This window comes from Lacrimispora struthionigena, assembly GCF_048627165.1.
In the GTDB taxonomy this organism is placed as follows: domain Bacteria; phylum Bacillota; class Clostridia; order Lachnospirales; family Lachnospiraceae; genus Lacrimispora.
In genome coordinates this window covers 1,095,706-1,121,157 of record NZ_JBMBWP010000002.1, presented here as the reverse complement: position 1 = coordinate 1,121,157, position 25,452 = coordinate 1,095,706, and the positions used below count along the sequence as shown (strand labels likewise).

The 25,452-nt window shown below is 42.2% G+C and carries 31 protein-coding genes and 1 pseudogene; 28 read left to right on the top strand and 4 right to left on the bottom strand.

Annotated features, from left to right (window positions below):
• The first annotated feature begins 66 nt into the window (after positions 1-66).
• Together ACOAOT_RS14360 and ACOAOT_RS14355 are read left to right on the top strand one after the other, a co-directional pair.
• Positions 67-228, top strand: a complete 162-nt coding sequence (locus ACOAOT_RS14360) for a hypothetical protein (protein WP_420217617.1) — start codon at positions 67-69, stop codon at positions 226-228.
• A 52-nt stretch (positions 229-280) separates the two neighbouring features.
• Positions 281-400: pseudogene (locus ACOAOT_RS14355) on the top strand (manganese catalase family protein); the annotation flags it as partial.
• Positions 401-424: 24 nt separating this feature from the next.
• Here ACOAOT_RS14355 and ACOAOT_RS25235 read toward each other — a convergent pair.
• The 3 genes from ACOAOT_RS25235 to ACOAOT_RS14335 all read right to left on the bottom strand — a co-directional run bounded on the left by ACOAOT_RS25235 (position 425) and on the right by ACOAOT_RS14335 (position 3,314).
• The gene (locus ACOAOT_RS25235) at positions 425-2,017 is read right to left on the bottom strand and encodes a recombinase family protein (protein ID WP_491711670.1); all 1,593 of its coding nucleotides are present in this window, start codon (positions 2,015-2,017) and stop codon (positions 425-427) included.
• 183 nt (positions 2,018-2,200) lie between these two features.
• Positions 2,201-2,764, bottom strand: a complete 564-nt coding sequence (locus tag ACOAOT_RS14340; RefSeq protein WP_349669874.1) for an OB-fold protein — start codon at positions 2,762-2,764, stop codon at positions 2,201-2,203.
• A gap of 73 nt (positions 2,765-2,837) precedes the next feature.
• Complete coding sequence (locus ACOAOT_RS14335) at positions 2,838-3,314, bottom strand: helix-turn-helix domain-containing protein (RefSeq protein WP_420217616.1); 477 nt, start codon at positions 3,312-3,314, stop codon at positions 2,838-2,840.
• Between the two features lie 169 nt (positions 3,315-3,483).
• On the opposite strand from ACOAOT_RS14335, the gene ACOAOT_RS14330 reads away from it, so the two are divergent.
• The 11 genes from ACOAOT_RS14330 to ACOAOT_RS14280 all read left to right on the top strand — a co-directional run bounded on the left by ACOAOT_RS14330 (position 3,484) and on the right by ACOAOT_RS14280 (position 12,152).
• Positions 3,484-3,690, top strand: a complete 207-nt coding sequence (locus ACOAOT_RS14330) for a hypothetical protein (protein ID WP_420217615.1) — start codon at positions 3,484-3,486, stop codon at positions 3,688-3,690.
• Positions 3,691-3,887: 197 nt separating this feature from the next.
• Entirely contained in the window at positions 3,888-4,046 is a 159-nt protein-coding gene (locus ACOAOT_RS14325) for a hypothetical protein (protein WP_166432511.1), read from the top strand.
• 40 nt (positions 4,047-4,086) lie between these two features.
• The gene (locus tag ACOAOT_RS14320; protein WP_420217614.1) at positions 4,087-4,233 is read left to right on the top strand and encodes a hypothetical protein; all 147 of its coding nucleotides are present in this window, start codon (positions 4,087-4,089) and stop codon (positions 4,231-4,233) included.
• Between the two features lie 15 nt (positions 4,234-4,248).
• Positions 4,249-4,500: a hypothetical protein gene (locus ACOAOT_RS14315; protein ID WP_420217613.1), complete on the top strand. Its 252-nt coding sequence runs from the start codon at positions 4,249-4,251 to the stop codon at positions 4,498-4,500.
• 46 nt (positions 4,501-4,546) lie between these two features.
• The gene (locus ACOAOT_RS14310) at positions 4,547-5,821 is read left to right on the top strand and encodes an AAA family ATPase (protein WP_420217612.1); all 1,275 of its coding nucleotides are present in this window, start codon (positions 4,547-4,549) and stop codon (positions 5,819-5,821) included.
• The gene (locus tag ACOAOT_RS14305) at positions 5,821-6,951 is read left to right on the top strand and encodes an ATP-binding protein (protein WP_420217611.1); all 1,131 of its coding nucleotides are present in this window, start codon (positions 5,821-5,823) and stop codon (positions 6,949-6,951) included. Before ACOAOT_RS14310 ends, ACOAOT_RS14305 begins: the two co-directional genes overlap by 1 nt.
• A 15-nt stretch (positions 6,952-6,966) precedes the next feature.
• Positions 6,967-7,416, top strand: coding sequence for a hypothetical protein (locus tag ACOAOT_RS14300; RefSeq protein WP_349669978.1), 450 nt, complete (start codon positions 6,967-6,969; stop codon positions 7,414-7,416).
• Positions 7,417-7,418: 2 nt separating this feature from the next.
• Positions 7,419-9,002 (top strand): DEAD/DEAH box helicase, encoded by a 1,584-nt coding sequence (locus ACOAOT_RS14295; protein WP_420217610.1) that lies wholly within the window; start codon positions 7,419-7,421, stop codon positions 9,000-9,002.
• Positions 9,003-9,015: 13 nt separating this feature from the next.
• Positions 9,016-11,247 (top strand): AAA family ATPase, encoded by a 2,232-nt coding sequence (locus tag ACOAOT_RS14290; RefSeq protein WP_420217609.1) that lies wholly within the window; start codon positions 9,016-9,018, stop codon positions 11,245-11,247.
• A gap of 279 nt (positions 11,248-11,526) precedes the next feature.
• On the top strand, positions 11,527-11,925 hold the full coding sequence (locus ACOAOT_RS14285) for a RusA family crossover junction endodeoxyribonuclease (RefSeq protein WP_420217608.1): 399 nt from the start codon (positions 11,527-11,529) through the stop codon (positions 11,923-11,925).
• Positions 11,922-12,152, top strand: coding sequence for a hypothetical protein (locus tag ACOAOT_RS14280; RefSeq protein WP_420217607.1), 231 nt, complete (start codon positions 11,922-11,924; stop codon positions 12,150-12,152). The genes ACOAOT_RS14285 and ACOAOT_RS14280 overlap by 4 nt, the downstream gene beginning before the upstream one ends.
• 32 nt (positions 12,153-12,184) lie before the next feature.
• Here ACOAOT_RS14280 and ACOAOT_RS14275 read toward each other — a convergent pair whose 3' ends face one another.
• The gene (locus tag ACOAOT_RS14275; protein ID WP_420217606.1) at positions 12,185-12,334 is read right to left on the bottom strand and encodes a hypothetical protein; all 150 of its coding nucleotides are present in this window, start codon (positions 12,332-12,334) and stop codon (positions 12,185-12,187) included.
• Between the two features lie 138 nt (positions 12,335-12,472).
• On the opposite strand from ACOAOT_RS14275, the gene ACOAOT_RS14270 reads away from it, so the two are divergent.
• From ACOAOT_RS14270 to ACOAOT_RS14200, 15 genes are all read left to right on the top strand, one after another.
• Positions 12,473-13,147, top strand: a complete 675-nt coding sequence (locus tag ACOAOT_RS14270; RefSeq protein ID WP_420217605.1) for a DNA cytosine methyltransferase — start codon at positions 12,473-12,475, stop codon at positions 13,145-13,147.
• A 98-nt stretch (positions 13,148-13,245) separates the two neighbouring features.
• A complete protein-coding gene (locus tag ACOAOT_RS14265; protein WP_420217604.1) occupies positions 13,246-14,610 on the top strand; it encodes a restriction endonuclease in 1,365 nt (454 codons plus the stop codon).
• A gap of 61 nt (positions 14,611-14,671) precedes the next feature.
• A complete protein-coding gene (locus ACOAOT_RS14260) occupies positions 14,672-15,028 on the top strand; it encodes a hypothetical protein (RefSeq protein WP_420217603.1) in 357 nt (118 codons plus the stop codon).
• Positions 15,018-15,482 carry a hypothetical protein gene (locus ACOAOT_RS14255; RefSeq protein ID WP_420217602.1) on the top strand — a complete coding sequence of 155 codons (465 nt, stop codon included), beginning with the start codon at positions 15,018-15,020 and terminating at the stop codon, positions 15,480-15,482. The genes ACOAOT_RS14260 and ACOAOT_RS14255 overlap by 11 nt, the downstream gene beginning before the upstream one ends.
• Before the next feature lie 6 nt (positions 15,483-15,488).
• Positions 15,489-15,941: a hypothetical protein gene (locus ACOAOT_RS14250; protein WP_420217601.1), complete on the top strand. Its 453-nt coding sequence runs from the start codon at positions 15,489-15,491 to the stop codon at positions 15,939-15,941.
• Positions 15,942-16,272: 331 nt separating this feature from the next.
• On the top strand, positions 16,273-17,160 hold the full coding sequence (locus tag ACOAOT_RS14245) for a hypothetical protein (protein WP_420217600.1): 888 nt from the start codon (positions 16,273-16,275) through the stop codon (positions 17,158-17,160).
• A gap of 663 nt (positions 17,161-17,823) precedes the next feature.
• Positions 17,824-18,351: a terminase small subunit gene (locus ACOAOT_RS14240; RefSeq protein ID WP_420217599.1), complete on the top strand. Its 528-nt coding sequence runs from the start codon at positions 17,824-17,826 to the stop codon at positions 18,349-18,351.
• A complete protein-coding gene (locus tag ACOAOT_RS14235) occupies positions 18,351-19,718 on the top strand; it encodes a terminase (protein ID WP_420217598.1) in 1,368 nt (455 codons plus the stop codon). The genes ACOAOT_RS14240 and ACOAOT_RS14235 overlap by 1 nt, the downstream gene beginning before the upstream one ends.
• Positions 19,715-19,912: a hypothetical protein gene (locus tag ACOAOT_RS14230; protein ID WP_420217597.1), complete on the top strand. Its 198-nt coding sequence runs from the start codon at positions 19,715-19,717 to the stop codon at positions 19,910-19,912. The genes ACOAOT_RS14235 and ACOAOT_RS14230 overlap by 4 nt, the downstream gene beginning before the upstream one ends.
• Before the next feature lie 293 nt (positions 19,913-20,205).
• Complete coding sequence (locus tag ACOAOT_RS14225; RefSeq protein ID WP_420217596.1) at positions 20,206-21,768, top strand: capsid protein; 1,563 nt, start codon at positions 20,206-20,208, stop codon at positions 21,766-21,768.
• A complete protein-coding gene (locus ACOAOT_RS14220) occupies positions 21,698-21,913 on the top strand; it encodes a hypothetical protein (RefSeq protein ID WP_420219428.1) in 216 nt (71 codons plus the stop codon). The genes ACOAOT_RS14225 and ACOAOT_RS14220 overlap by 71 nt, the downstream gene beginning before the upstream one ends.
• Positions 21,914-21,917: 4 nt before the next feature.
• Complete coding sequence (locus ACOAOT_RS14215; protein ID WP_420217595.1) at positions 21,918-23,558, top strand: phage minor capsid protein; 1,641 nt, start codon at positions 21,918-21,920, stop codon at positions 23,556-23,558.
• The gene (locus tag ACOAOT_RS14210) at positions 23,555-23,686 is read left to right on the top strand and encodes a hypothetical protein (protein ID WP_420217594.1); all 132 of its coding nucleotides are present in this window, start codon (positions 23,555-23,557) and stop codon (positions 23,684-23,686) included. The genes ACOAOT_RS14215 and ACOAOT_RS14210 overlap by 4 nt, the downstream gene beginning before the upstream one ends.
• A gap of 236 nt (positions 23,687-23,922) precedes the next feature.
• Entirely contained in the window at positions 23,923-24,543 is a 621-nt protein-coding gene (locus ACOAOT_RS14205; RefSeq protein ID WP_420217593.1) for a hypothetical protein, read from the top strand.
• A gap of 19 nt (positions 24,544-24,562) precedes the next feature.
• Positions 24,563-25,450, top strand: a complete 888-nt coding sequence (locus ACOAOT_RS14200) for a capsid protein (protein WP_420217592.1) — start codon at positions 24,563-24,565, stop codon at positions 25,448-25,450.
• The last annotated feature ends 2 nt before the right edge of the window (positions 25,451-25,452 follow it).

Here is a 25,452-nt window from a genome sequence, read left to right as displayed (position 1 = left end):
TGAATCTGAGATCCAATATGTATAATCGGGACCGTTTTTACCATACTATCTTTGAGGTGATCAAATATGAAAAATAAAAACAAGGATAATTGCAGCTCCAGTGCAAAGGATGAGAACCAAAAGCCCGAAACATTTCAGAATCATTGGGAGACTGGCAAATTCTTAGGTCCCAATACGTTGAGGCATGAGGAAAGCATTAAAGTGTATGAAAAAAAGGAAGAGGAGTGATAAAACACTTCTCTTCCTTTTTTAGGGAGTGGTTATTGATTATATGTTTTTGAAATTTGGCGGACCAGATGGAGAAATGGGCGCTTCCATGCGTTATCTTTCCCAGCGTTATGCTATGCCTTATAAAGAGGGGAAAGCAATTTTGACAGATATTGGAACGGAAGAACTGGCGCTTAATAGGTATCGGTAATGGGCGTTATAAGTCGCGGAAAGGGAGTTTTAGGTATACGTCGAGGGTGAAGGAGTCAACTCCGCTCCCAAGGCGTGTGCCTTTTTTTGTTTTGGTGTAGTAAATGTGATCGACGATTTGTTTTAACAGGGCGTTTTTGCGTAGGGGGTCGTCTGTTTTTGAATAGGATTTCAGGACGTTTTCAAAATAGGGGATGAACTGTTCTTTTCTGATGATGCGTTCTTTGATTTCTTCCATTTCCCGTTCTATGGTTTTTATTAGTTTTTCATTGTCTTCCAGCTTTTTGTTTAAGTCTCCGGATCGTTTGCGGAAGAGGTCGAGGGAGTAGACTTGTTGCTCAAAGTAATCGTATACGGATTCGAGCTGCTTGTTTAGAATATCCGTTTCATTTTTGTATTCTGTTAGAACGGCTTTTTTACGTTCGAGGACTTCGGTCCAGTCACCGGTGTTTTCTCCCTGGATCCGGATCTTATATTCTTTTAGTGTTTTTTCGAGGAACTGTAGCAGGCGTTCTTCTACCAGATAGTAGAAAGAGCCAACGGTAGGGCAGCCGTGTGTTTTACATAATACGGTATCATTGGGGTTCCTTGCACCTGCGGGGCGGCGGTACATTGCTTTCTGGCATTCGCTACAGTATAAAAGCCCGGCCAGTGTGGATTTAATTGTGGAGAAATTGGTGGGGCGGAAGTTTGCTTCCAGCTTTTTTCTGGCGGCGTAAAAAACATGTTCGTCGATGATCGGAGGGTGAATGGCATCGAAGATCTCTGAGTCATTGTTGATGGGGCGGGAGCGTTTGACTGTTCCGTTTTCTATGACTTTAAGCTGCTTGCGCTTGCCGACCTCCAGTTTTCCGATATATACGTAATTTTTTAGGATGCCTTTGATTACTCCGGTTTCCCAGTGATCGGATTTGCGGGGGGAAACTTTCATGTCGTCGAGGAGGTGGGCGATCTGAGTGGGACCCAGGGGGAGTCCGTCAGATTCCGGTGTTCCTTCGGTGAATAGCTGGAATACGAACTGAACGATCTTTGCTTCTTCAGGCTGTGGAGTCAGGGTGAATCCTTTTTCGTGGGGCAGTTTTTCCCGTTCATATCCGTAAGGAGCCACGTTGGAAATCCATTTTCCTTCCTTGGTGGAAGCACGCCGGCCGTTTTGTAGACGGCGGTTGATGATTTTGTATTCTCGTCTGCTCATGAAAAGCCCGAATTCGGCGTATTCTTCGTCAAATTCATCATTGGGGTCATAGGTTTTCATGGGGGTGATGATCTTGGTGTTTCCATATTTAAAGGTTTCCATGATCAGACCCTGATCTCTGGTATCTCCACGGGCGAGACGTTCCAGCTCCACTACTAATACACCATCAGGCTGCTCGTTTTCAATGTCGGAAAGCATACGCATCATTTCTGGCCGGGCGGCGATGGTTTCTCCAGATACTACCTCCCGGTAGATGTGGGAGATTGTGATTTTTAATTGTTCGGCCAGTTCGTTAAGGCGCTTTTCGTGTCTGGCCAGAGTCTCACCTTCACCATGGGCTTCGGCTTCCCGATCCTCTCTGGATTTACGTAAGTACATGTAATAGATTCCTGATGGGTCAAGCATTATATCATCTCCTTGTATAGTTTACTTAATTTTGGGTACAAAAATAACAGCTATTGCAAGCTGTTTCCGAAAATGATATAATTCCATTGTCTAGATGGATATATCTTTCCGGAAATCCGGCAAGACAAAATCTATGTGAAGCCGTTCAGCATTGCGAGTGCTGGACGGTTTTTGTATTCTATATTAATTTATTTCATCAATATCAAGCGAGTAGCCTAAAACTTCACCAACTCTTGTTATCTTTCCTTTGAGTGTAACTGTATTGCCTTTTGACATCCCCATTATCTTATTTTTCTGATCATCATTTTTAATGTAGCACTGAACTCCAATGATAGCAAAATCATCATTTATGGGATTTAATGATATATATTTACCGCTAGAATCAATTACACTAAGTTTCCCGGTGATTTCCACATATTGATCTTTGTATTTCTCACTTGCATTGAGAGCATTTGCTTTAAGATCACTCATCATATCATCAACATTATATGCTGTGTATGTTTTCGGGGCTTCCGTTGTTGTTTCCACTGCTGTTTTTGCAGAATCTTTCTTTCCAGAAGTAGAGGTTTCACTGCTTTTGCTTCCTAGGCAAGAGCCAAGTAAGCCAAGTGCAAAGAAGACAATAATGGCAGTTAGGCATCCTGAACCCCCCTGTTTTTTACGGCATTGAGGGCATACCTTTGCTCCATAAGGAATTTCTGTTTTGCAGTGCTTGCAAATTTTTGTTGTTGGTTTTTCTTTTCCCATACTCATATCCTCTTTTCGTAAGATTTTTTTATTAAAAAGCCATTGGCTATTTTAATCTTTCGTTACATATGATTTATTCATCAAAGAAAGCATCATCATATTGTTTCATTTCTTCGGTCACTTCTATATCTGTACGTTCGTGGGCAGCATTTGACATTAGATGTGACTTATCTCCTGCTGACTTTTTCTTTATTAATTTCGATATATCTGAAGTATTGCAGCGATTATATTCCATTTCTAGAACCGTATCTACCGTATGTCTACCTTTATCATCTATGAAATTATATTTATCTAAAAGATTCTGCTCTGGTTCCGTAATAAACGATTGATTTTGGGGATCCTCTTTTTCGTTTGTACCCAGTAGTTCATCAGCGCTTACATTTAGTACTTTTGCAATTTTTTTTATTATTGCAACTCCGGGTTCTCGATTACCACTTTCATATAAAGAATAAGTGGATTTAGCAACACCTATTTTTTCTGCAACATCCTTCTGAGTCATTTTTCTAGACGTGCGAGCTTCTTTTAAATTTCCGTTAAAACTATTTTCCATTTGGATACCTCCATTATGTTGATTATAAAATTCGCAAAGTTGTTTGTCAATAGAAAAGTTTGCATTTTGAAAACATTTTAAAGAATAGGGGCTTGACAAGTTTGCTATATGCAATTATAGTATAATTAAAGTTTGCATTTAGCAAACAAAAATAAAGAGAGGTGATTTAATGTTTAGAAACTTAGAAGCAGAACAGGCCAGAAATGCTTTTACAAATCAGGATGTTGCAACTCATTTAGGAATTTCAAGGACATCTTATGAAAATAAGAAAAAAACCGGGAAATTTACTACATTTGAAATAAAGCTATTATGTAGGCTCTTTGATAGCAAGTTCGACTATCTCTTTGAGAGTGAACTGGATAGAAAAACAGGTTAATAGCTGGATAAAAGGAGAAGAGAAAGGATTGGTGATACATATAGAATTCAAATTATCGTGCAAGTCCTGTAAGTATCGTAACCGCTGCCCAGATCAAAGTCGACGGTATACCTGTAAAGATTATGAGAGAAGAGTTACAAGTACGCAACAAGTACAACCAATAACGCATAGGCTTAAGAGAAAGAGAGGTGTTACATATGCAAATCATGGAAATGAAAATCGGTAATACACTTATTCGCGCTCACGATGATTGTTTTGTTAAAACTGAGGAAGAAAAACAGGAGATTCTTGATAATGTGGGCCGAATCGCCTCCAGTATCTACAGAGATAAAGAGAAGAAAGATGAAACCGGCTGATGCCGGTCGGTATGGACAAGCCACAAGGAAAGGAGAACGAATGAGATACTATGACAAATTAGCCGATTACACTGACGCTGGTCCTTCAAAAATAAAGCAAATTATGAAAAGGATCGCGCCAACAGTGATCTTCATCAGTGCAATGGCTTTGATGTTTTTATTAGTCGGTGCGCTGGAAGTGTTGTGAAAGGAGGTGGAATATATGCACAGCAAGTGGAAAGTATCGTCACAGTTTATAGATGATGAAAGGGTATTTCAAGTCTACCGGTTACGAGATATTAGCAAGATAGATCATTCTGGCAACCGGGAGTATGCAGGCGAAATTATTTATAATCAAGATGCAGCCTACGCGGTAGCCAAAGGACTTAATGATGGAGAGGGAATAGAGGAATCATTTCCCAAGAAACAGAAACCCCAGGAGCGGCAACTCCCAGGGAATCAAGGTAACACGTAAATACTATTCATTCCTATTATACATAGGAAACAGGAGGATTGCAACAATGTCTATGAAAATCAATCAATTGGAGATTGAGAATGTAAAGAGAATTAAGGCCGTAAAGATCGAACCGTCAGCAAACGGTCTGACCATTATCGGAGGCAGAAACAACCAGGGAAAAACCTCAGTACTGGATTCTATCGCCTGGGTGCTTGGTGGGGACAAGTTCCGCCCCTCACAGGCCCAGCGTGACCAGTCAGTGATTCCGCCAAATCTTAAGATCACCATGAGCAACGGTCTTGTGGTTGAACGGAAAGGCAAGAACAGCGCCCTGAAGGTAACGGATCCGAACGGAGAGAAGGGCGGACAGCAGCTTCTTAATGATTTTGTGGAGCAGTTCGCGTTAAACCTTCCGAAGTTCATGGAATCAACATCAAAAGAGAAGGCTCAGATCCTACTTAAAATTATTGGCGTAGGGGACAAGCTCCTGACTTTGGAACGGGAAGAACAGGAGAAATATAATGAGCGGCTTACTATTGGGCGTATTACAGATCAAAAAGAAAAGTATGCAAAGGAACAACCGGCTTATAATGACGCTCCGGTGGAATTAGTATCTGCCTCTGACCTCATTAAAAAGCAACAGGATATCCTGGCACAGAATGGTGAGAACCAAAGAAAGCGTGAGCGACTCCACCAGTTAGAACAGGAAGACCAGCGACTCATGGAGCAGATCCAGGAACTTCTAAAAAAACAAGAGGCGGTCCGGGCAGATCTTTCCATTGCCAGAATGAATGCGAAGGATCTGGAGGATCAGTCCACCGCAGAACTGGAGCGCAGCATTTCTGATATTGAGGAGATTAATCGGAAGGTGCGAGCGAACCTTGACAAAGAGAAAGCAGAAGACGATGCCAGGGAATACCGCAGGCAGTATGACCAGCTTTCGAAACAGCTTGATGAAACCCGTGATGCTAAAAATGAGCTTCTTAAATCTGCTGAACTTCCACTTCCGGAACTTTCTATTAAAGAAGGAGAGCTGGTTTATAAAGGTCAGCAGTGGGACAACATGTCAGGCTCCGATCGGCTTAAGGTATCCACCGCCATTGTCCGGAAGTTAAATCCGGAGTGTGGTTTTGTTCTCCTGGACAAGTTAGAGCAGATGGATTTAGAAGTCCTTAAGGAGTTTGGTGAATGGCTAGAAGCAGAAGGACTGCAGGCCATTGCAACCAGGGTAAGCACCGGAGAAGAGTGCAGTATTGTAATTGAAGATGGATACGTGGCGGGTCAGGAGCACCCACTCATGGAAGATAAGAAGACAGGATGGAAGGAAGGAGTATTTTAATGCAAATTATTAAAGGAAAGCTGCCAGGGGCGAAGAAGACCGTTGTGTACGGTCCCGAGGGAATTGGAAAGTCAACTTTTGCAGCACGGTTCCCGGACCCAGTATTTATTGATACTGAGGGAAGTACCAAGGATATGGATGTAGCAAGGCTTCCGGAGCCTAGCAGCTGGACCATGATTCTGAATCAGGTTTCAGATGTGATCAAGACACCCAATGTCTGCAAAACTTTAATCGTCGACACGGCAGACTGGGCGGAAACGCTTTGCACTACCAGTGTTTGCACGAAGAATCAGAAAAGCAGCATTGAAGATTTTGGCTATGGAAAAGGTTATACATATATTCAGGAGGAATTCGGAAAGCTTCTAAATCTTCTTACCGATGTGACGAAAGTCGGAATCAATGTGGTATTAACAGCTCATGCAAAAATGCGGAAGTTTGAACAACCGGATGAAATGGGAGCTTATGATCGGTGGGAAATGAAGCTAAGTAAAGGTGTAGCGCCTATGGTGAAGGAATGGGCGGATATGGTCCTGTTCTGCAACTATAAGACGATGGTTGTTAACGTTGACGGTCAGGGTGCTCAGAAGGGCAAGAACAAAGCTCAGGGCGGCAGACGAGTTATGTACACAACCCATCACTCCTGCTGGGATGCTAAAAACCGCTATGGGCTTCCTGACGAAGTACCATTTGAATACGATTCGATTCGCCACATCATAGAAAGTTCCGTTGTGGGAAATCCCATTTCGGAAGAAAAGAAGACCACTCCACCGGTTACTCAGCCGAAGCAGGAGGACTCTGGGAGTATCAATCAGAGCCGAGAAGAGTCTCCAAAAGAAGAGAAAGCAGCTCCACCGGTGGATACAAAGTCAGAGCCTATGAACCCACCAGAAGTGAAGGTAGATGAACGGATTCCGAAAGCCCTTCGCGATCTAATGATTCGTAATGGGGTGGATGAGTGGGATATCCAGAATGCAGTTGCTGCAAAAGGATACCTCACAGCAGATATTCCAGTTTGGAAGTATGAAGAGGTTAATCCGGGTTTTACTGACGGAGTTTTGGTGGCCGCATGGGATCAAGTATATGCAGAAATTAAAGAAATGAAAAAGACCGACAGCTTGGTATTTAATTAGAGGAGGATATAGTAGATGGCAGATTACGAAGCAAAAGAATTAGGATGGGACGATGAAGTAGAAAAAGGCGAAGGAGGCGGGGACTTTGTCCTCCTTCCTCCTGGAGATTATGAGTTTACAGTGGAATCATTCGAACGGGCCAGACACCCAGGCGGTGACAAATCTCCGGAGTGTAACAAAGCAATCTTAAAGCTGAGAATCGACACCCAGGAGGGAACCACTCTCCTTACAGAGAACTTACTTCTTTATGATAAGATGCAGTGGAAAATTGCACAGTTCTTCCTATGTATCGGTGAAAAAGAAATTGAGGGCAAAGTCAGAATGAACTGGCCGGCAGTCCCGGGAGCAAAGGGAAAAGCTACAATCGAGGTAACGCCTGGAAGAGATGATCCAAATAAGAAGTTTAATCATGTGAAGAAGTATCTTCCGTATGAACCGAAAAAATTTGAGGCAGGGAAGTTTTAATTATGGAACTTAGACCATATCAGTCAGAGGCAAAGGCTGCAATCTTTGAAGAATGGGACAAGGGCGTCAAGCGTACGCTCCTGGTCCTCCCTACGGGGTGTGGTAAGACGATTGTATTTGCAAAAGTAACAGAGGATTGTGTACGTAGGGGAAACAGGGTGCTTATTATGGCGCACCGTGGGGAGCTCTTGGATCAGGCTGCCGATAAGATCGGGAAAGCCACGGGGCTTGGGTGCGCTACGGAAAAGGCGGAAGAAACCTGCCTGGGGAGCTGGTTCCGTGTTGTAGTCGGATCTGTTCAGAGCCTTACAAGAGAAAAGCGATTAAAGCAGTTCCCGGTAGATTACTTTGACACCATTATCATTGATGAAGCACATCACTGCCTATCTGACAGTTATCAAAAGATCTTAGATTATTTTAAAGAAGCCAATATTTTAGGCGTAACAGCGACACCGGATCGTGGTGATATGCGAAACCTGGGGGAATGCTTTGACAGTCTGGCTTATGAGTATACACTTCCAAAGGCAATTAAAGCCGGCTATCTTTCCCCGATCAAAGCCCTGACCCTTCCCCTTAAGCTGGATTTATCAGCAGTGGGAATGCAGTCTGGAGACTTTAAATCCGGAGATATCGCAACCGCTCTGGATCCATATCTGTATCAGATTGCCGATGAAATGGAAAAGCACTGCAAGGATCGGAAAACGGTCGTGTTCCTTCCTCTTGTCAAAACAAGCCAGAAATTCCGAGACATTCTAAATAGCAAAGGATTTAAGGCTGCAGAGGTAAACGGAGACAGTAAAGACCGCGCAGAAGTGTTGGCAGCCTATGAGCGGGGAGATTATAACGTTCTGTGTAATTCTATGTTGCTTACGGAAGGATGGGACTGCCCCAGTGTTGACTGTATTGTGGTGCTTCGTCCCACAAAGGTGCGTAGCCTTTACAGCCAGATGGTAGGACGTGGAACGCGCTTGTTCCCCGGAAAAGACCACTTACTCTTACTGGATTTCTTATGGCATACCGAGCGACACGAGCTTTGCCACCCTGCCAGTCTGATCTGCCAGGATGAGGAAGTAGCCCGGAAAATGACGGTGAACATCGAGCAGGCAGGCTGCCCCGTTGATATCGAAGTAGCAGAAAAACAAGCGGCAGAAGATGTTGTTGCACAGAGGGAAGAAGCCCTTGCAAAGAAGCTGGAAGAAATGAAGAAGCGTAAGAAAGCACTGGTGGATCCTTTGCAGTTTGAAATGAGTATTCAGGCGGAGGATTTATCCGGATACGTTCCTTCCTTTGGTTGGGAAATGTCCCCACCTACTGATAAACAGAAGAAAGAACTGGAAAAGCTGCAGATCGATCCCAGTGAGATTGAAACCACTGGTAAGGCTGATATGCTTTTGAACAGTCTTCATCAGAGAATAAAAGCTAATCTGGCTACACCAAAGCAGATCCGCTGCTTAGAAAAGTATGGCTTTCAGCATGTGGGAACATGGAACTTTGACTCAGCTAAAAACATGATTGACCGCATTGCAGCGGCAGGCTGGCGGGGTGCACCTTCGGGCGTAAATCCGCGTGAGTATATACCGGAATAAGGAGACTTGAAACATGGATAGTACATACGACCTCATGGAGGTCCTAAATCATATAGACCCATCAGAGCTTAATTACCAGGACTGGATTAATGTCGGCATGGCTCTGCAGCATGAAGGGTATTCCGTTGATGTGTGGGACCGATGGAGCATGAACGACCAGCGGTATCACGCAGGGGAGTGTGAAAAGAAATGGCGGGGCTTCCACGGGGCCGGTACTCCGGTGACAGGTGGGACCATTGTCCAATATGCCAGGGATCAGGGGTGGACCCCAACTTATGATCCCGGCAAAGCACTTGACTGGAACGATACCGTTTCAGCAGAAGGAGTTGTTGTTGATAAAAACTGGGTAGAGGAAAGGGAAGTCATTGAGCCTAGGCAGTGGGATCCAGCCGGGGAACTTATCAAGTATTTAGAAACCCTGTTTGAGGCTGGGGAAAATGTCGGTTATGTAGTAAAGAGCTGGAAGAAGGTTGAGAAATACCTTCCTGCAGATAAAGGAGCTTACGGCAGGACAGCAGGGCAGTTAATTGAGCTTCTAACACAGTGTAATGGAGATATTGGCAGCGTATTAGGTGACTATGATCCGGAGGGTGGTGCCTGGATTCGCTTTAACCCGATGGACGGAAAAGGCGCTAAGAATGAAAATGTCACTGATTTTAAATACGCCCTGGTGGAATCAGACTCTATGGAGATTGAGAAGCAGCACGCCATTATCCGGGAACTCGAATTACCGGTTGCCTGTCTTGTACACAGCGGCGGAAAGAGTCTCCATGCTATTGTAAGGGTCGACGCTGCAGATTACGGTGAGTATCGAAAGCGCGTGGATTATCTATACGATATCTGCAAAAAGAACGGGCTTGCCATAGATCAGCAGAACCGCAACCCGTCCAGACTGTCCAGAATGCCCGGCGTTATGCGTGGCGGTCAGAAACAATTTATTGTTGATACCAACATAGGAAAAGAAAGCTGGGCAGAGTGGAAGGAATGGATCGAGTCTATCAATGACGATCTGCCGGATCCGGAAAGCTTGGACGATGTATGGAACAATCTTCCGGAGCTGGCACCCACCCTGATTGATGGAATGCTACGTCAGGGGCATAAGATGCTGATTGCAGGACCGTCAAAGGCAGGTAAGTCCTTTCTTCAGATAGAAATGTGTATCGCCATAGCTGAGGGAAAAAAGTGGCTTAACTGGGATTGTACGCAAGGAAAAATCATGTATGTAAACTTAGAGCTTGACCGCGCCAGCTGCCTCCACCGTTTTAAGGATGTGTATCAGGCTCTTGGGTGGCAGCCAAACAATCTAAAAAACATAGATATCTGGAACTTAAGAGGAAAGTCTCGTCCTATGGATAAACTGGCGCCCATGCTGATCCGCAGGGCGGCGAAAAAGAATTACATAGCCATTGTCATTGATCCGATCTATAAGGTCATTACCGGTGATGAAAACAGCGCAGACCAGATGTCTAATTTCTGTAATCAGTTTGATAAGGTGTGTACGGAGCTGGGCGTGGCGGTGATCTATTGCCACCATCACAGCAAGGGAAGCCAGGGTGGAAAGAAGTCCATGGACCGGGCCAGTGGATCCGGAGTATTTGCCAGGGATCCGGATGCACTCATTGATTTAATAGAACTTGAAACAACCGAAGAACTGATGAAACAGCAGGAAAATAAAGCGGTGTGTGATGCCTGCATACAGTACCTTGATGCGCACTTTAAATGGGAAGATGATCTCTCTCAGGACGATTTATGCAGTAGCTTCCAGATACTTAATTACTGCAAAGAGAAACTGGATAAGTGGCAGATGATAGCCTTGGAGCGTAATATCGAATCTGCCAAAGCAAAAGTAAAAGCAATGACGGCATGGAGAATTGAAGGAACCTTGCGAGAGTTTTCTAAGTTTGAACCGCAAAATCTATGGTTTAATTATCCGATTCATGTGGTGGATCAGTCCGGAGTACTGGGAGATATTCAGCCAGAAGCGGAGCAGGCGCCGTGGCAAAGGGGCAGTGCAAAGAATAAAAAGAATGCCAAGAGCCGAAAAATGGACCGTAAGACAGCCCTGGAAGAGGCAATCGAGGGCAGCAATTTTGGAGAGAAACCGACTGTAAATGATGTAGCGGAGTACCTGGGTGTATCGGATAGAACGATCCGGGATCGGGTAAAAGAGCATGGTGGTTACATAATTGAAGATGGTTTTATTCTGAAAAATGATGATAAGCAAGGAACGGGAAAGCCTGAATGATAAGGAATCCCCGTCAGGCGGTAATTTACGGGGAACACTTGAAAACAGTCCTCCCCGTCAAAGTGGTATGAGTGCGGGGAAGTCTTAAAATCAGGAATCCCCTTAGTGCGGGGAAGACACATATATAAATATATATTTTTTCCCCGTTGCACGTGGTCATGGGGTAGGAAAGGACGGGTCTAAGTTGACACCCGTCCCCTCCCTTCCCCTTCCCATGACAGGGCGAATTTCAAAAGCAAGAAAAATTTTACACGTTAAATATTTAGAGAGGTGAATCGAATGGTATCTGAATTCTTTATGCCAATGAAAAAGGTCCCTACCGTAACCCATCAGGAAAAGCAAGTGCATGTGGTGAATGGTAAGCCGGTCTTTTACGAACCTGAAGAATTAAAGGCAGCCAGGGCGAAGCTGTTGGCTCACTTAGGGCAACACGTACCGAAAGAGAGGTATATTGGTCCGGTGCGGTTAATAACAAAGTGGTGCTTCCCCGTTTCGGGAAAACACAGTAACGGGGAGTATAAGACCAGCAAGCCCGATACTGACAATCTGGTCAAGCTCCTTAAGGACGTTATGACGGAGCTGCACTTCTGGAAAGATGATGCGCAGGTGGCGTCCGAGATAACGGAAAAGTTCTGGTCGGATCTTCCTGGGATTTATGTGAAGGTGGAAAGCTTATGACAGATCAGGACGTACAGAAAGGCTTTGAGGAGGTTTATAACAAGTTCTGGCTCAATTATCGTGGAAAGGTTCTCCCGAAGCAATCAGACGAATGGGAGCGGATGAATACCTGGGCAGTAGTGCTCATGAAAAAGTATCCTTTCATGGAGCAGGTGGTGGCTGAAATGATAGCAGAACTTGGGCAGAGAATGCGGAGGGGTGAGAATGGAAGTGCTGGAAGTATGTGAGAGTATTTGATAGAGAAACGAGTATCATTTGCTTAAGGAGAGGGGTGGCCGGCAGTAGTGCCGACCTGGGTAGTTTCGTTTTGTGTAAATGTAAGTTGGGTATTAGTCATATATGCCTCCGTTGCTTCCGAAACATCAATAATGGTTGCAAAGATTTTAATTACAAGTATTATGACTGCCAACCATTTTCCTCTCACCCGGACACCTGTCCGCCTAAACAAATGATGAGTGAATTATAGCATAAAGAATAGTTATTAACAACTGAAAGGAGGCTGGAGCGGTGGCCACCGTGACAGGATATCCTGGCTCCTTTCAAAAAGATGAAAATATTAGTAGCCTGCGAGGAAAGCCAAGCAGTAACAATAGAGTTAAGGAAGTTGGGGCATGAAGCCTATAGCTGCGACATTGAGCCGTGCTCAGGCAGACACCCGGAATGGCATATAAGGCAAAACGTTATACCTTTGTTAAGCGGTAATTGTGAATTTTTTACAAGCGATTACATAATTCATGAAATACATGGTAAATGGGATATGATTATAGCTTTTCCACCATGCACTTACCTTACAAATGCAGGTGCGAGATGGTTATATGCAGGCGGTGAACTAAATCAAGAACGTTACCAAAAAGGGATTGATGGCAAAACGTTTTTTATGGAATTTTACAATGCCGATTGCGAAAAAATAGCTATTGAAAATCCGGTTGCAAGTTCGGTGTTCGAGATGCCAGCATATACGCAAACAATACAACCATATGAATTTGGGCATCCGTTTACCAAAAAAACATGTTTATGGTTAAAAGGTGTTCCGCTTTTGGAGCCAACAGATGATGTGGGAAAACCAGAATATGAATCATTTATGCAAAGAAGCGGAAAAACAAGAAATACATGTTGGGAAATGCAAGTTAAGGGTGGAATGGATCGTGCTAAAAATAGAGCGAAAACATTCCCAGGAATAGCCAAGGCTATGGCAGAACAATGGGCAGGACCAAATATATAATTTTGTTGCTAATGAATATAGCACATTGAAAATTAAATATTGATAGTTGGAAATAAACAGTATACTATATATTCATACCAATATAAAGGAGAGATTTTGTGAAATTTGAAGAATTAGCTAATAAAATCAAGGAAATATATTGTGAGTATGAAATAGAGTCAGAAGATACAATTAGAATTTTCAAATCATATGATGAAGGTATGGATATTGTAATTGAATATGATCATGGTAAATTTAATATATATGCTGACTTGCTCATAGAAGTATATCATCCTACTGCAGAATATGGAGTTGGGTTTATAAAAATGGCATATATAGATAGCGTTTTAAAAAGAGCCGATATTGATATTGCACCAAGTTGTAAAGATGATTATTCTACAATAAAATTTGGCTATTTTGGTATAGACAGCAGTGAAGAATTAGTTTTTAGAGCAATTAATATTCTGGATATTGATGGGGACATGGATTTTAATAATATAAATAATAGCTTAATAAGAGAAAAATATCCTGAGATTTACTCAACTTTTGAATTTTATAAAAATCTATTCATAGAGAATTTTACAGATAATCTTGATGAGAGTTGGGTGGATGCTAAAAAAGTTACGAAGGTTTCACAGAATCTTATATTGGAAGCAGATGATAATATATATGTAAAAACGGATTTATCTATCATCTGCGGTATTGGTGAAAAGGCACTAAAAAAATTAGGTGATTTAATTGATTTGTCACTCCAGGACTTGCATGGGGTATATACCGGTATGTTATATAGTGTTGGTCGGAACCATGATAAAGTGTATTTATGTGATAAATTGTTATTAAATGAGTTTTTATCGCTTATTAATGAAACAGATGCAGAATCATATTATGGTATTGACTACTACGTAAATGAAAGCGGAAACTGGATAGTGCAATGCGGCGATATTTGGGGGGTGGTTTTAAATTCTATTGAAAATGTAGATGTGAAACTGTTAAAGGAAAGAGATGCATTAATATATTGTTTGGATAAATTAAAAGATATAATGCCAGAAGATAATAAAACTGATATATTTGATCTTACTAAAATAACATATTCACAGTTTGAGCAGATGTGCTGTGATATCCTTGTTTGCATTGGTTTCAAAAATGTTAAACTAAGAGGTAATACAAATGCTCCAGATGGAGGTGTTGACATTGAGGCATTAGAGGAATTTGAAACGATATTTAGAAGAGAAGAAAGGCGTTGGTTGTTTCAGTGCAAGCATACAAAATCACAGATTAATAGAAAAGATATCTCTGAAATAGATGATCTTTTAAAAGAGTTTGAAGCTGACATGTTTGGGATTTTTTATACAGGACTTTTTTCACCAGATACTTTGGATAGAATATACAGAAAATCAAAGAAAGTAGAAACTTGGGATAAAAATCAAATAAAGGCATTATTAAATAAACATCCTCAAATTTCAAAAAAATATTTTGGTATATAAATCGCTTACCAACTATCAATATTCGGTAGTTGGTTTTTTATTGCCCAAAAGGAGGGATACATTGAGAAAATCATCAAAAGACTATAGAGCAGACAGAGCCAGTGTAAACAGTCGCATACAGGCCGAGGCGGATGCAGCTATAAAGGCGCCGCCGGTTTTGAGCTTCAGTGCACAGATGCCAGCTTATACATATACAAGCCTGTGTCCGGATCCGAAGTTAAGGAAAAGACCAGGAGCGAAACCGGAACACCCAGAAGGAATGCAGCCTGCAACAACCGAAATGATATGCCTTATTTGTAGGAAACACTGGTCGTCTGATTGCAAGCGCACGACCTGCGATTGTGAAAGTAAGGGACATTTATTCAGAACAGGACTTTACTATCAGCCGAAGAAGGGAGGCGGTGTGGTTGACACCTGAAATAATATTTGCAGTATATGATAAAGGAAATCTGATAGGAGAACATACTTCTAAGGAGTGGGAGAAACTGCTTTCTATACCACGGCAGGCTATAAGAGATTACGCCCGTGAGGGAAGAACCTACGGAAAGCGGTATAAATTCAAGATCGTGGGAACGATTACATCTGAAAAGCCAGAGTCAGATCAGAAAGATCCAGGCATTACAATGCGTGAGCTGACAGAGTTTAAGCGGTCTGTGAAAGTCGGGGACAAGTTCACTTACAAGAGTTACCGGAAAGACTTCGTCCGTGGAGTCCAGATTGAATTGGAGAAGATGATTGTGGTCAGGAAGTTTTTTCATCTTGTTCAGGTGGCAAGTGTTGCAGATCCGAGTAAGACCGCTACCATGACTTATGCAGAGCTGTATAAGCAGAAAAAGAATAGAGCTAAGAAGAAACTGACAACAGGGAGGTGACCGAATTTGGACAAAGAAATACTGGTCCAGTATTGTGAGATGAGAGAGGAAATCAAAGATATTCGCCGGCGCAAGGAGCAGCTTGAAAAGCAGATCAGAAATCTGGGTATCGTTTCTGATTCCGTGAAAGGGACCAGATCTGACGGAACTTATGGCAGTATCAGAATCACAGGTTATCCAGCACCGGAACATTACCGGAAAAAGGCAGCTATCGAAAGACTTCAGAAAGTGCTGGATATTAAAGAGACGGAGTTACTGGAATTTATGACGCAGGCAGAGGAATATATTGAGTCTATCCCCAAGAGTGAGGTAAGGACGATGTTTCGGCTGTATTACATAGATGGACTTCCATGGTGGAAGGTAGCGCAGTCCATGAATCGCATGTTTCCAAAGCGGAGGGTAAAGTTTACGGAAGATAGCTGCTGGCAGAGGAATAAAAGATTTTTTGGAGAAATTTAGAAATGTAGGTTCGTGTTGGAATAAAATATGTTAGCATGATACCATGCAGGAGCCAGACGAGAAAGCCTTGCATCCCTTCATTTAGGTAATCCCCCTACGGTTGCCGGGTGTAACAGCCCGGTGACTAATTTACCCGGTTTAAACTCTCCCAAGACATTTTCCGGGTGTTAACTCTTAGTTATAGCTGAGGGCCATTTATTATAAAATCCTGTTGACACAATCGAACAAGTGTTCTATACTGAATATACAAAACCAATTGTAAATTTTTGGAATATTTACCCATAAGACATGTGATATAATAAAGAAAAATGTCGAATGGGAGAGTATGAAAATGCAAAGAATGATATACGCATACGATGTGGAATTCAATTCAAGTAGAGGAAAAGGGGTTAAAGTACCAACTAATTTTTTAGATGATTTAGCAGATGTAATGGAACAGGTGTGTAAGTATAAAAAAAGTCGGAAAAAAGAAGATTTTTTAGCGGAAAAAAAAATCATGTATATCAATAATGTAACATATGATAAAACACAAAAGGTTTTAGAATTGGTTTTTATATCTGCACGATATGGTCTAGTGAGAAGTGTTATGAATACTAAAACATTTTTCAATAGAGGCCCTTTAAAAAACAGACCCGACGGAGATCTTGAAAAAACCCATGTTACACTTAAGTTTTTAGAAGATAATCATGCATTGGGATTGGTCGAATCAAACAGAGATGGTATTGGCTGGGGAAAAATTATTTATTATATAAACATGTTTGTCGATAAATACCATAAAAGTAAAAAAGATATGTATTATTACACAATAAAGCATAAAAATATGGTTTCAGAAGATTTTTTAAAGTCGTTGGAGATGCTTGATCGAATAAAAGTTGTTACATTGACAATGGATCAAGAAGATGTAGGTGTTTCAGAAACTAAAGCATTTGCTGGAATAAATGATATATCTGGTGATGTAGATATAGTGCTGAAGCCTACTGGACGAGGGAAAGGTATTCGACAAAATACAGTCAAAGATTTTTATAACAAATATAATGATAAAAGTCTTAAAATAAAGAGAATTACTGTTGAGGGAGATCGTGAAACAAAAGATCCTTTGGTGTTTGATACTGAAAGAATGAAACAAAAGTACCCCGTTGAAGTCTTAGAAGAATCAAATGGAGAAGTAAAGTCATTTGATATATTTAGGGAGATGCGCACATTATGTCGCTACTATTAAGAAAACAATTAAACAATTTAACAGAGATATTTGATCCAGTAAAGGATTTCTATCTTATGAGATATAAACGTAGATTGGAGGTTGGGATTTTTTTACTTTTACCTTCTTTACTAGGGGTACTATTTCTGATAATGGATTCAAAACTTAGTACATGTAGAATATTCTCTTTAGATGATTTTACACAGGATTTGTTAAATCAAATAATAACAATGTTAACGTTATTTATAAGTTTTAGTATGGCATACTTATCTATATTAATAACAAGTAGTAGTGTAAACGTTGAAAATTTAAAAAAAACTATTTCTGAATCCTATGAATTTAAAAGGAATAAAAGAAATTGTTCTTTATATCACGTCCTGATTTGCGAAATAACTTATACCTTAATAATTGAAATTTTTTTTCTGGTATTTGTTTTTTTTCAAAAATTTATAATACTTCTATCTACAGATATATTGATAAAATTTATTATAGCAATAGATATAGCATTTTTTGTTCACGTATTAATAATAATGTTAGTTACAGTTAAAGATATATATTATTCTTTTTGGAAACCATAATAGAAAAATGATTGTGTTAGTATAAATCAGCTTAAAAAAGAGGCGGCCAACCCCGTCTCTTTTTTTGTTATAAAAATTAGCCAGATTGGAAGGTGAGGTGAGACTGATGGCATTAACAGCCAAGCAGAGAATATTTGCAGATGAATACCTGATTGATCTTAATGCTACCAGAGCTTACAAGGTGGCTTATCCGAAGATCAAAAAGGACGAAACAGCCAGAGCGAACAGCAGCCGAATGCTAACAAATGCTAACGTTGCAAGTTATATTAAAAAGCGCATGAAAGACCGGGAAAAACGCACTGAGATCACCCAGGACATGGTTTTAAAGGAGCTGGCGAAGATCGGCTTTGCGGATGTGACTGATTTCGTATCGATTGAAGATAAAGGAACCTACAAAGCGGTGCAGGTTAAGACCACAGATGAAATGCCAGGAGATAAGCTTGGAGCCATTGCCGGAATTAAGGAAGGGGCAAACGGCATTGAGATTAAGCTGAACGACAAGGGGAAGGCGCTGGAGCTGATCGGCAGGCATTTGGGTATGTTTAAGGATAAACTGGAAGTCTCCGGCACTCTGGAAACAGAGAAAACAAAGCTTGACGATCTGATCAAGCAAATGCGTGGCGGTGATGGATAATGAGCAATGAATGCCTGCTTCTGTCAGAGAAGTACAAAGCCTTTCTTAAACATGATGCTCCAGTGGAATTTCTGGAAGGGACAACGGCTGCGGGTAAGACGACGGTCGGTCTTTTTAAGTTCATGCTTAAGGTTGCAGAGAGTCCCAAGAAGCTGCACATCATAGCTGCAAAGGATACTGGTACCGCTGAGAAGAACATCATCAATAAGGATCTGGGGATTATAGACGACTTCGGGATCCTGACTGAATACAACGGCAACGGAACCAAAGACGATAAGATCCCGCACATTCTCTTTCATACTTCAGGAGGAGATAAGGTCATATACGTCCTGGGATACGGCGACAAGAAGAAGTGGCAGAAAGCCCTGGGCGGTCAGTACGGCTGCTTATACATCGACGAGATCAACACAGCTGATATCGAGTTTGTAAGAGAGTCAGCAATGCGGTGTGATTACCTAATGGGGACGCTTAACCCTGATGATCCGAACTTACCGGTCTATAAAGAGTATATTAACTGCTCCCGTCCGCTTCCTGATTGGGAGGAAGAGACACCCAAAGAAATACTGGAAGAATTACGCGAGGAACCAAAGCCCGGCTGGGTGCATTGGTTCTTTTCTTTTACCCATAATTTGGGTCTGTCAAAGGAGAAGCTGGAAAACATTATTCGGAATACGCCAAAAGGTACGAAGATCTGGAAGAATAAGATCCAGGGGTTACGAGGTAAGGCAACCGGCCTGATCTTCCCAAACTTTGACCGGAAAAAGCATGTGGTCAGCAAGGCCTGGGTAAAGCAACAGAATGATTCCGGAAAGATAAAGGTTAAAAAGTTCTCAGCTGCCCTGGACACCTCTTATTCCAGTAAAAGCCCGGATACCATTGCAATGATCTATCAGTTGATTACTATGGATCGGAAGGTGATCGTCCTTGATGAGAAGGTGTATAGTAACGCTGATCTTTCCGTGCCATTGGCTCCATCAGATACAGTAATAAAGTTCATGGACTTTCTGGAAAGAAACCGGAGGGAGTGGGGTCTTGCAAAAGATGTATTCATAGACTGTGCGGATCAGGCAACCATAACGGAGCTTAAAAAGTATAAACGGCTTAAAGGCTGCTTGTATAACTTCCATGACTCTTACAAGAAAGTTGAGATCATAGACCGTATTAACTTCATGCTGGGCTGGATCACACAGGGCTGTTATCTGGTTGTCGACACCTGCGCAGAGCACATGGGAGAACTGGATCGGTATTCATGGAAAGAGGATAAGGATGAGCCAGAGGACCGAAACGATCATACGATCAATGCCAGCCAGTACGGCTGGATCCCTTACCGGAATTTAATAGGATTTGAGGAGGAAGAGAAGAAATGACAAAGTTTGAAGTATTAAAAGGAATTACAGATATTGAAAAATTCTCAGAATTAATTATTGATGCTTTGGGAGAGAAAAGAACATCTGCTGAAATTAAAGAATTTTTATCGGAAGAAATCACAGAGGAGGGGCTACAGACGTTGAAATCCATAGCCCAAAGAGGTTATCCATTATCCTTAGAACGTAAGCAGTAAAAACAACCATTTGGATTTGGTGTGCCTAGAAAAATTGCACGTAATTGAGCATCTTCGTAGCTCGCACAATTTAATACATGTTCTGACTTTATTTCATCAATTTGGCAGCGATCAGTTTCATTATCCAGATCATGTATTTCACCAGTGGATTTGTTAAGTACATACTGATTCCCGTTATAAGGTGATTTATATCTGCGCATAAAAAACTCCTTTCTTTCGTACTCAGCTCTGTCGGGAGCCTGTAAGTACAGTATAGGAGAATTGGAAGAAAATAGCAATTAAGGAGGCAAGAAATGAGGTGGGTAACAGCATTGAGTGACAATATAAAGCGGGGAATTCGCAGCTGGCTTCAGATCCAGCCATCAAGTCCCTATAGTATTCAGATCCAGGAAACAATAGACTTTGAATTAAATGCGATTCGTAACCGTATCTGGTATAGGGGAGATAGTAACGAACTGGAACAGCTCTATCATAGCGTGAATGAATACGCTGACAAACATAAATTCTGGGCTTCTAAGTGTACACCTGGAATGGAAATGAGGAAGATCCATACTGGCCTGCCCGGGCTGATTGTTCGCATTCTTTCTAGTATAGTCTTGTCGGATATGAATGACTTCGAATTTACGGTACCGGCACAGGAGGGGATATGGAAAGAGATCGAAAAGGAGAATAAATTCCGAAAGGCTCTGGAAAGGTCCCTAAAAGAAGTATTGTACATTGGTGATGGGGCTTACAAAGTAACGATCAATACCGATTTAAGTCAGTATCCGATTTTGGAATGGTATCCAGGGGAGCGGATCGAGGTCATAGAAGAACATGGCCGCCTTAAAGAAGTGGTATTCAAGACACCTTATATGGATCACAGACAGCAGTATGTGTTATATGAGCATTACGGCAAGGGGTACATAAAGAACGAGCTGTACCGTGGAGAAATTCCCGTGGATATTGAAACCATCGAAGCTACTAAGAATATTTCGGATTGGGTATTTGATAAGTCAGTTATTCTGGCCGTCCCACTGAAGGTATACGAAAGTACAAAGTGGGAAGGTCGTGGAGGTTCTATCTTTGATGGAAAACTGGACAGCTTCGATGCCTTTGACGAGGCTTGGAGTCAATGGATGGACGCACTTCGAGCGGGTAGGGCTAGAACATTTATACCTGAGTCATATATACCAAGAAATCCAGAAACAGGTGAATTGATGAAACCCAGTCCATTTGATAATCGTTTCATTTCCGGTGATGATAACATGGGCGAAGATGGAAAGAACATGATTAACACAGAACAGCCGTCCATACCCCATGAAAGCTACATCGCCAGTTATGTGACAGCTCTGGATCTCTGTCTGCAGGGGATCATTTCTCCCAGTACTCTTGGTATTGATGTGAAGAAGCTGGATAACGCCGAAGCTCAGAGGGAGAAAGAAAAGGCGACCCTTTACACCAGAAATGCAGTAGTGGAAGCATTACAGGAGACTCTACCGGATATTGTTACAGCGTGTATTAATGCGTATCACATTCTACTTAAGCAGCCGGTGGAAGAAGTAAAAGTAGAAATACCTTTCGGAGAGTATGCGAATCCGTCCTTTGAAAGTCAGGTGGAGACACTTGCAAAAGCCCGGCCAGGATCACCGGTTATGAGTATTGATGCGCAGGTGGAAGAAATGTGGGGGGATAGCAAGGACGATAAATGGAAAGCCGAAGAGGTTAGCCGGTTAAAGGCTGAGCTTGGTATCATGGAAACAGAAGAGCCTGGACTAAATACGGAAGGGGTGAAGATATTTGAAAGTGAAGGTAATGAACCAGCTTTACAAAATGAGCCAGCTGGAGTACCAGGGGCTCCTGAAAGTAGCAAGTGAGCAGGTTCCGTTTGGCATTTACGCCGTTGAAAAAAAGGATTATGCAGAGCTCCGGTGTGATAATTGTATAAGCATTACCCAGCTGAAAGATCTTACCCGGCAGTTTAAGGCACAGGGATATAAAGTTTTAGCAAACGGCAGGTGATCATATGAATGAGTATGATATCTCTGCTGCGTTTGAAGCTATCGAACAGGAACTTATCGCATCCATGATCCAGAATATGAATCGGCATAGAGCGGAGGAACTTAAGGAAGGCTACGACTGGTCAATGTGGCAGGTAGAGCAGCTTAAGGCTCTGGAGAAATATAAGCTGGAAAATCAGAAGAAGTACAGCAAGCAGTTTAAAAACATAAATGCCCAGATCGGAGAACTTATCTGGCAGGCTAGACAACAGGGAGGTATGAAGCAGGAGGCGCAGATCCTGCGGGCTATAAAGAATGGCTTTAAAGGCTATAAGCCTGCTTCGGCAGCTATGCAGGCAGAGTTCTTTAAACTGAATACTCGGAAGCTGGAGGCTCTAATCAAGGCAACCGGTAACGATATACAGAAAGCAGAAACAGCGGTCTTACGAATGGCCAATGACCAGTATCGTAAGGCTATTTTTAATGCCCAAGTATATGCCAACTCCGGAGCCGGTACTTATGAAAAAGCAGTGGATATGGCTACAAAGAATATGCTTTCCCGTGGACTCAACTGCGTGGAGTATAAGAATGGTGCGCGCCATGCTCTGTCAGATTATGCAGACATGGCAATCAGGACAGCCAGTAAGCGGGCATATTTGCAGGGAGAAGGGGAGAAGCGTCAGGAATGGGGAATCAGCACCGTTATAGTGGGTAAGCGTGGAAACCCCTGTCCCAAGTGCCTCCCCTTTGTAGGAAAAGTCTTGATTGATAATGTGTGGAGTGGAGGCAAAGCTTCTGATGGCCCGTATCCCCTTATGAGTACAGCTATTGCAAGAGGCTTATATCACCCAAGGTGCAAGGATAGTCACAGTACATACTTCCCGGGCGTTTCTACAGCAGATGACACCTGGACCAGAGAAGAACTAAAATCAATTGAAAAATCTTATAAGCAGGAGCAGGATCAGCAATACAATCAGAGACAGGCGGATAAGTATGGCAGGCTTGCGGAATATTCCTTAGATGAAGTAAATCAGCAGCACTATAAAAGAAAAGCTAAACAGTGGAATCATATCAGGTTTAAAACCGGGGATATAGATAGTAATGCGTATATGGAATCAAAGAAGCCGCTGGCTAATTTTAGGGCTGTCCCACAACGGGAGGTAGTAAAGGTACTTAGAGAAGAATATGACGAGTGGATAAGACTACTTACAGATGAGGAATCCCATGCAATAAGTAAGTATACCTATAATTCCTTTGAGCCTGATGATAACAAATTTTATTTAAAGCTTAATGCAATGCTAAGGGGAGATATGGAAAAAAATCATGAAATCATGAAGTACTCAGATGTGATATCGAGAGCATTGAAGAAGCATAAACTTAAACAAGATGTAATTTGCTATAGAAACATGGACATTAATCCTTTGACGGAATTTAAAGCAGGAGATATATTTACGTGGCAACAATTTGTTAGTACTTCAGTGATACCGGGAAGGGCATTAAAAAAGAAGTATCAAATTGCTATATTTGCGCCAAAAGGAACAGCAGGAGCATATATTGAAAAAATCAGTGAATTTCCCAAACAAAGGGAGCTGCTCCTTGACAAAGACTGTATATACAGAGTAATATTAAATCAAGATAACAAAATTGAATTGGAGGTATTGCCATGAGTTCACATCCGGACAAAATGAATGAAGAAGAAAGAATAAACTGGGAAGAAAAAATGACAGAGCCATTAAAACCAAGAAAACTTACAGAAGAAGAAATAGAAAAGTTGAAAAAACAAGGAAGGATCTAATACCATCAGTCAGTAAAATGGCCGGTGGTATTTTTATATCCAAAAGTTGCGATATCGCAATAGAAAGGCGGTGATCCGATTATCTCCCTTTGGGGCGCAGGGTTATGCGTCTTATTTTTATGCCCGAAGGCGCTATAAACTACGGTGAGACACACTGTTACCAACTGTCCAGTGCAGACAGCACATGAAAAACTGTGATATGGAGACACCATTCAACTGTGAAAGGAGATTTTACTATGAGATTTGGAAGATTAACACCAATGTTTGAAGCTGATGGAGGTCAAGGAGGATCCGGAAGCGCTGCCACAGGAGCAGGCCAGACCCAGCAGACCAGTACTGCTCAGCAGACAGCAGCTCCGGCTATTGATTATGACAAGATCGCTCAGCTGGTATCCGGAAAGCAGACAGCCACGGAAGACAGCGTCCTGAAAGGTTATTTCAAACAGCAGGGACTCAGTCAGGAAGAAATGAATCAGGCAATTGCAACATTCAAGCAGCAGAAAGCCGCTTCCCAACCAGACGTAAGCGCTATGCAGACACAGCTTGCACAGGCTCAGGCGGCAGCTCAGAAAGCAATGGTTGAAAATGCAGCGACTATGGCAGCAATCGGCCTAGGACTTGATGTTAAGTCAATACCGTACGTTCTTAAAATGGCTGACTTGAGTCAGGTCTTAAATCAAGATGGAAAGATCAATGACGAAACAATGAAAAATGCTTTAAACAAAGTGTTGGAAGATGTGCCAGCATTGAAACCGCAGCAAGGGCAGGCTTCCGGGTTTGTTCAGGTAGGAGCAGGCGGATCCGGACAGCAGCAGACCACAACTGATGATGCTTTAAAGAAAGCATTTGGACTTTAAGAAAGAGAGGAATTAACACATGGCAGTATATGATTACGCAACAACCTTTACGGATCTTCTTCAGCAGAAATATGCAAAAGAACTTTGTTCCGATGCACTGACGCAGAGCAATCCGCAGGTAAAGTTTTTAAACGCACAGACAATTAAATTACCCAGAATGACCGTATCTGGATATAAGGATCACACCAGGAGCGCAGGATTCAATTCCGGTACCCTTTCCAATGACTGGGAACCTAAGAAATTAGAGCATGACCGCGATATTGAGTTCTTCGTAGATCCCATGGATATTGACGAAACAAACCTGACCTTATCGGTAGCCAATATCCAGAACACCTTTGAGACAGAGCAGGCTATCCCAGAAAAGGATTCCTATCGGTACTCTAAGCTCCATGCAGAGCTGACTTCACTCTCTGGACGTATTGACACAACTGTAATTACAACCGCAAACTTCCTGGAGGCGTTTGACACAGAAATGGCAATCATGGACGAAGCCGGAGTACCGGAAGAAGGAAGAATCCTGTATGTGACCCCTTCCATGCGTAAGATCGTGAAAGAAGCAGAAGGCATTCAGCGTATGATGACCGTTACTACTCCTTCCACCATTAACCGTAAGGTGCATTCCCTTGATGATGTCACAATTAAGATGGTACCGGCTGCCAGAATGAAAACCAAGTATGATTTTACAGATGGTTGCGTGCCCGCTTCTGATGCAAAGCAGATTAACTGGATCCTGATTCATACTTCCTGTGTGGTAGCCAGAGATAAATACAGCTATATTAAACTGTTTACTCCGGGAACTGACAGCCGGACGGCGGATGGATACTTATACCAGAATCGTAACTACGGGGACTTATTCCTGCTTGAAAAGAAGGTAGAAGGCTGTTCCATGAATATTGCAACCGTATAAGG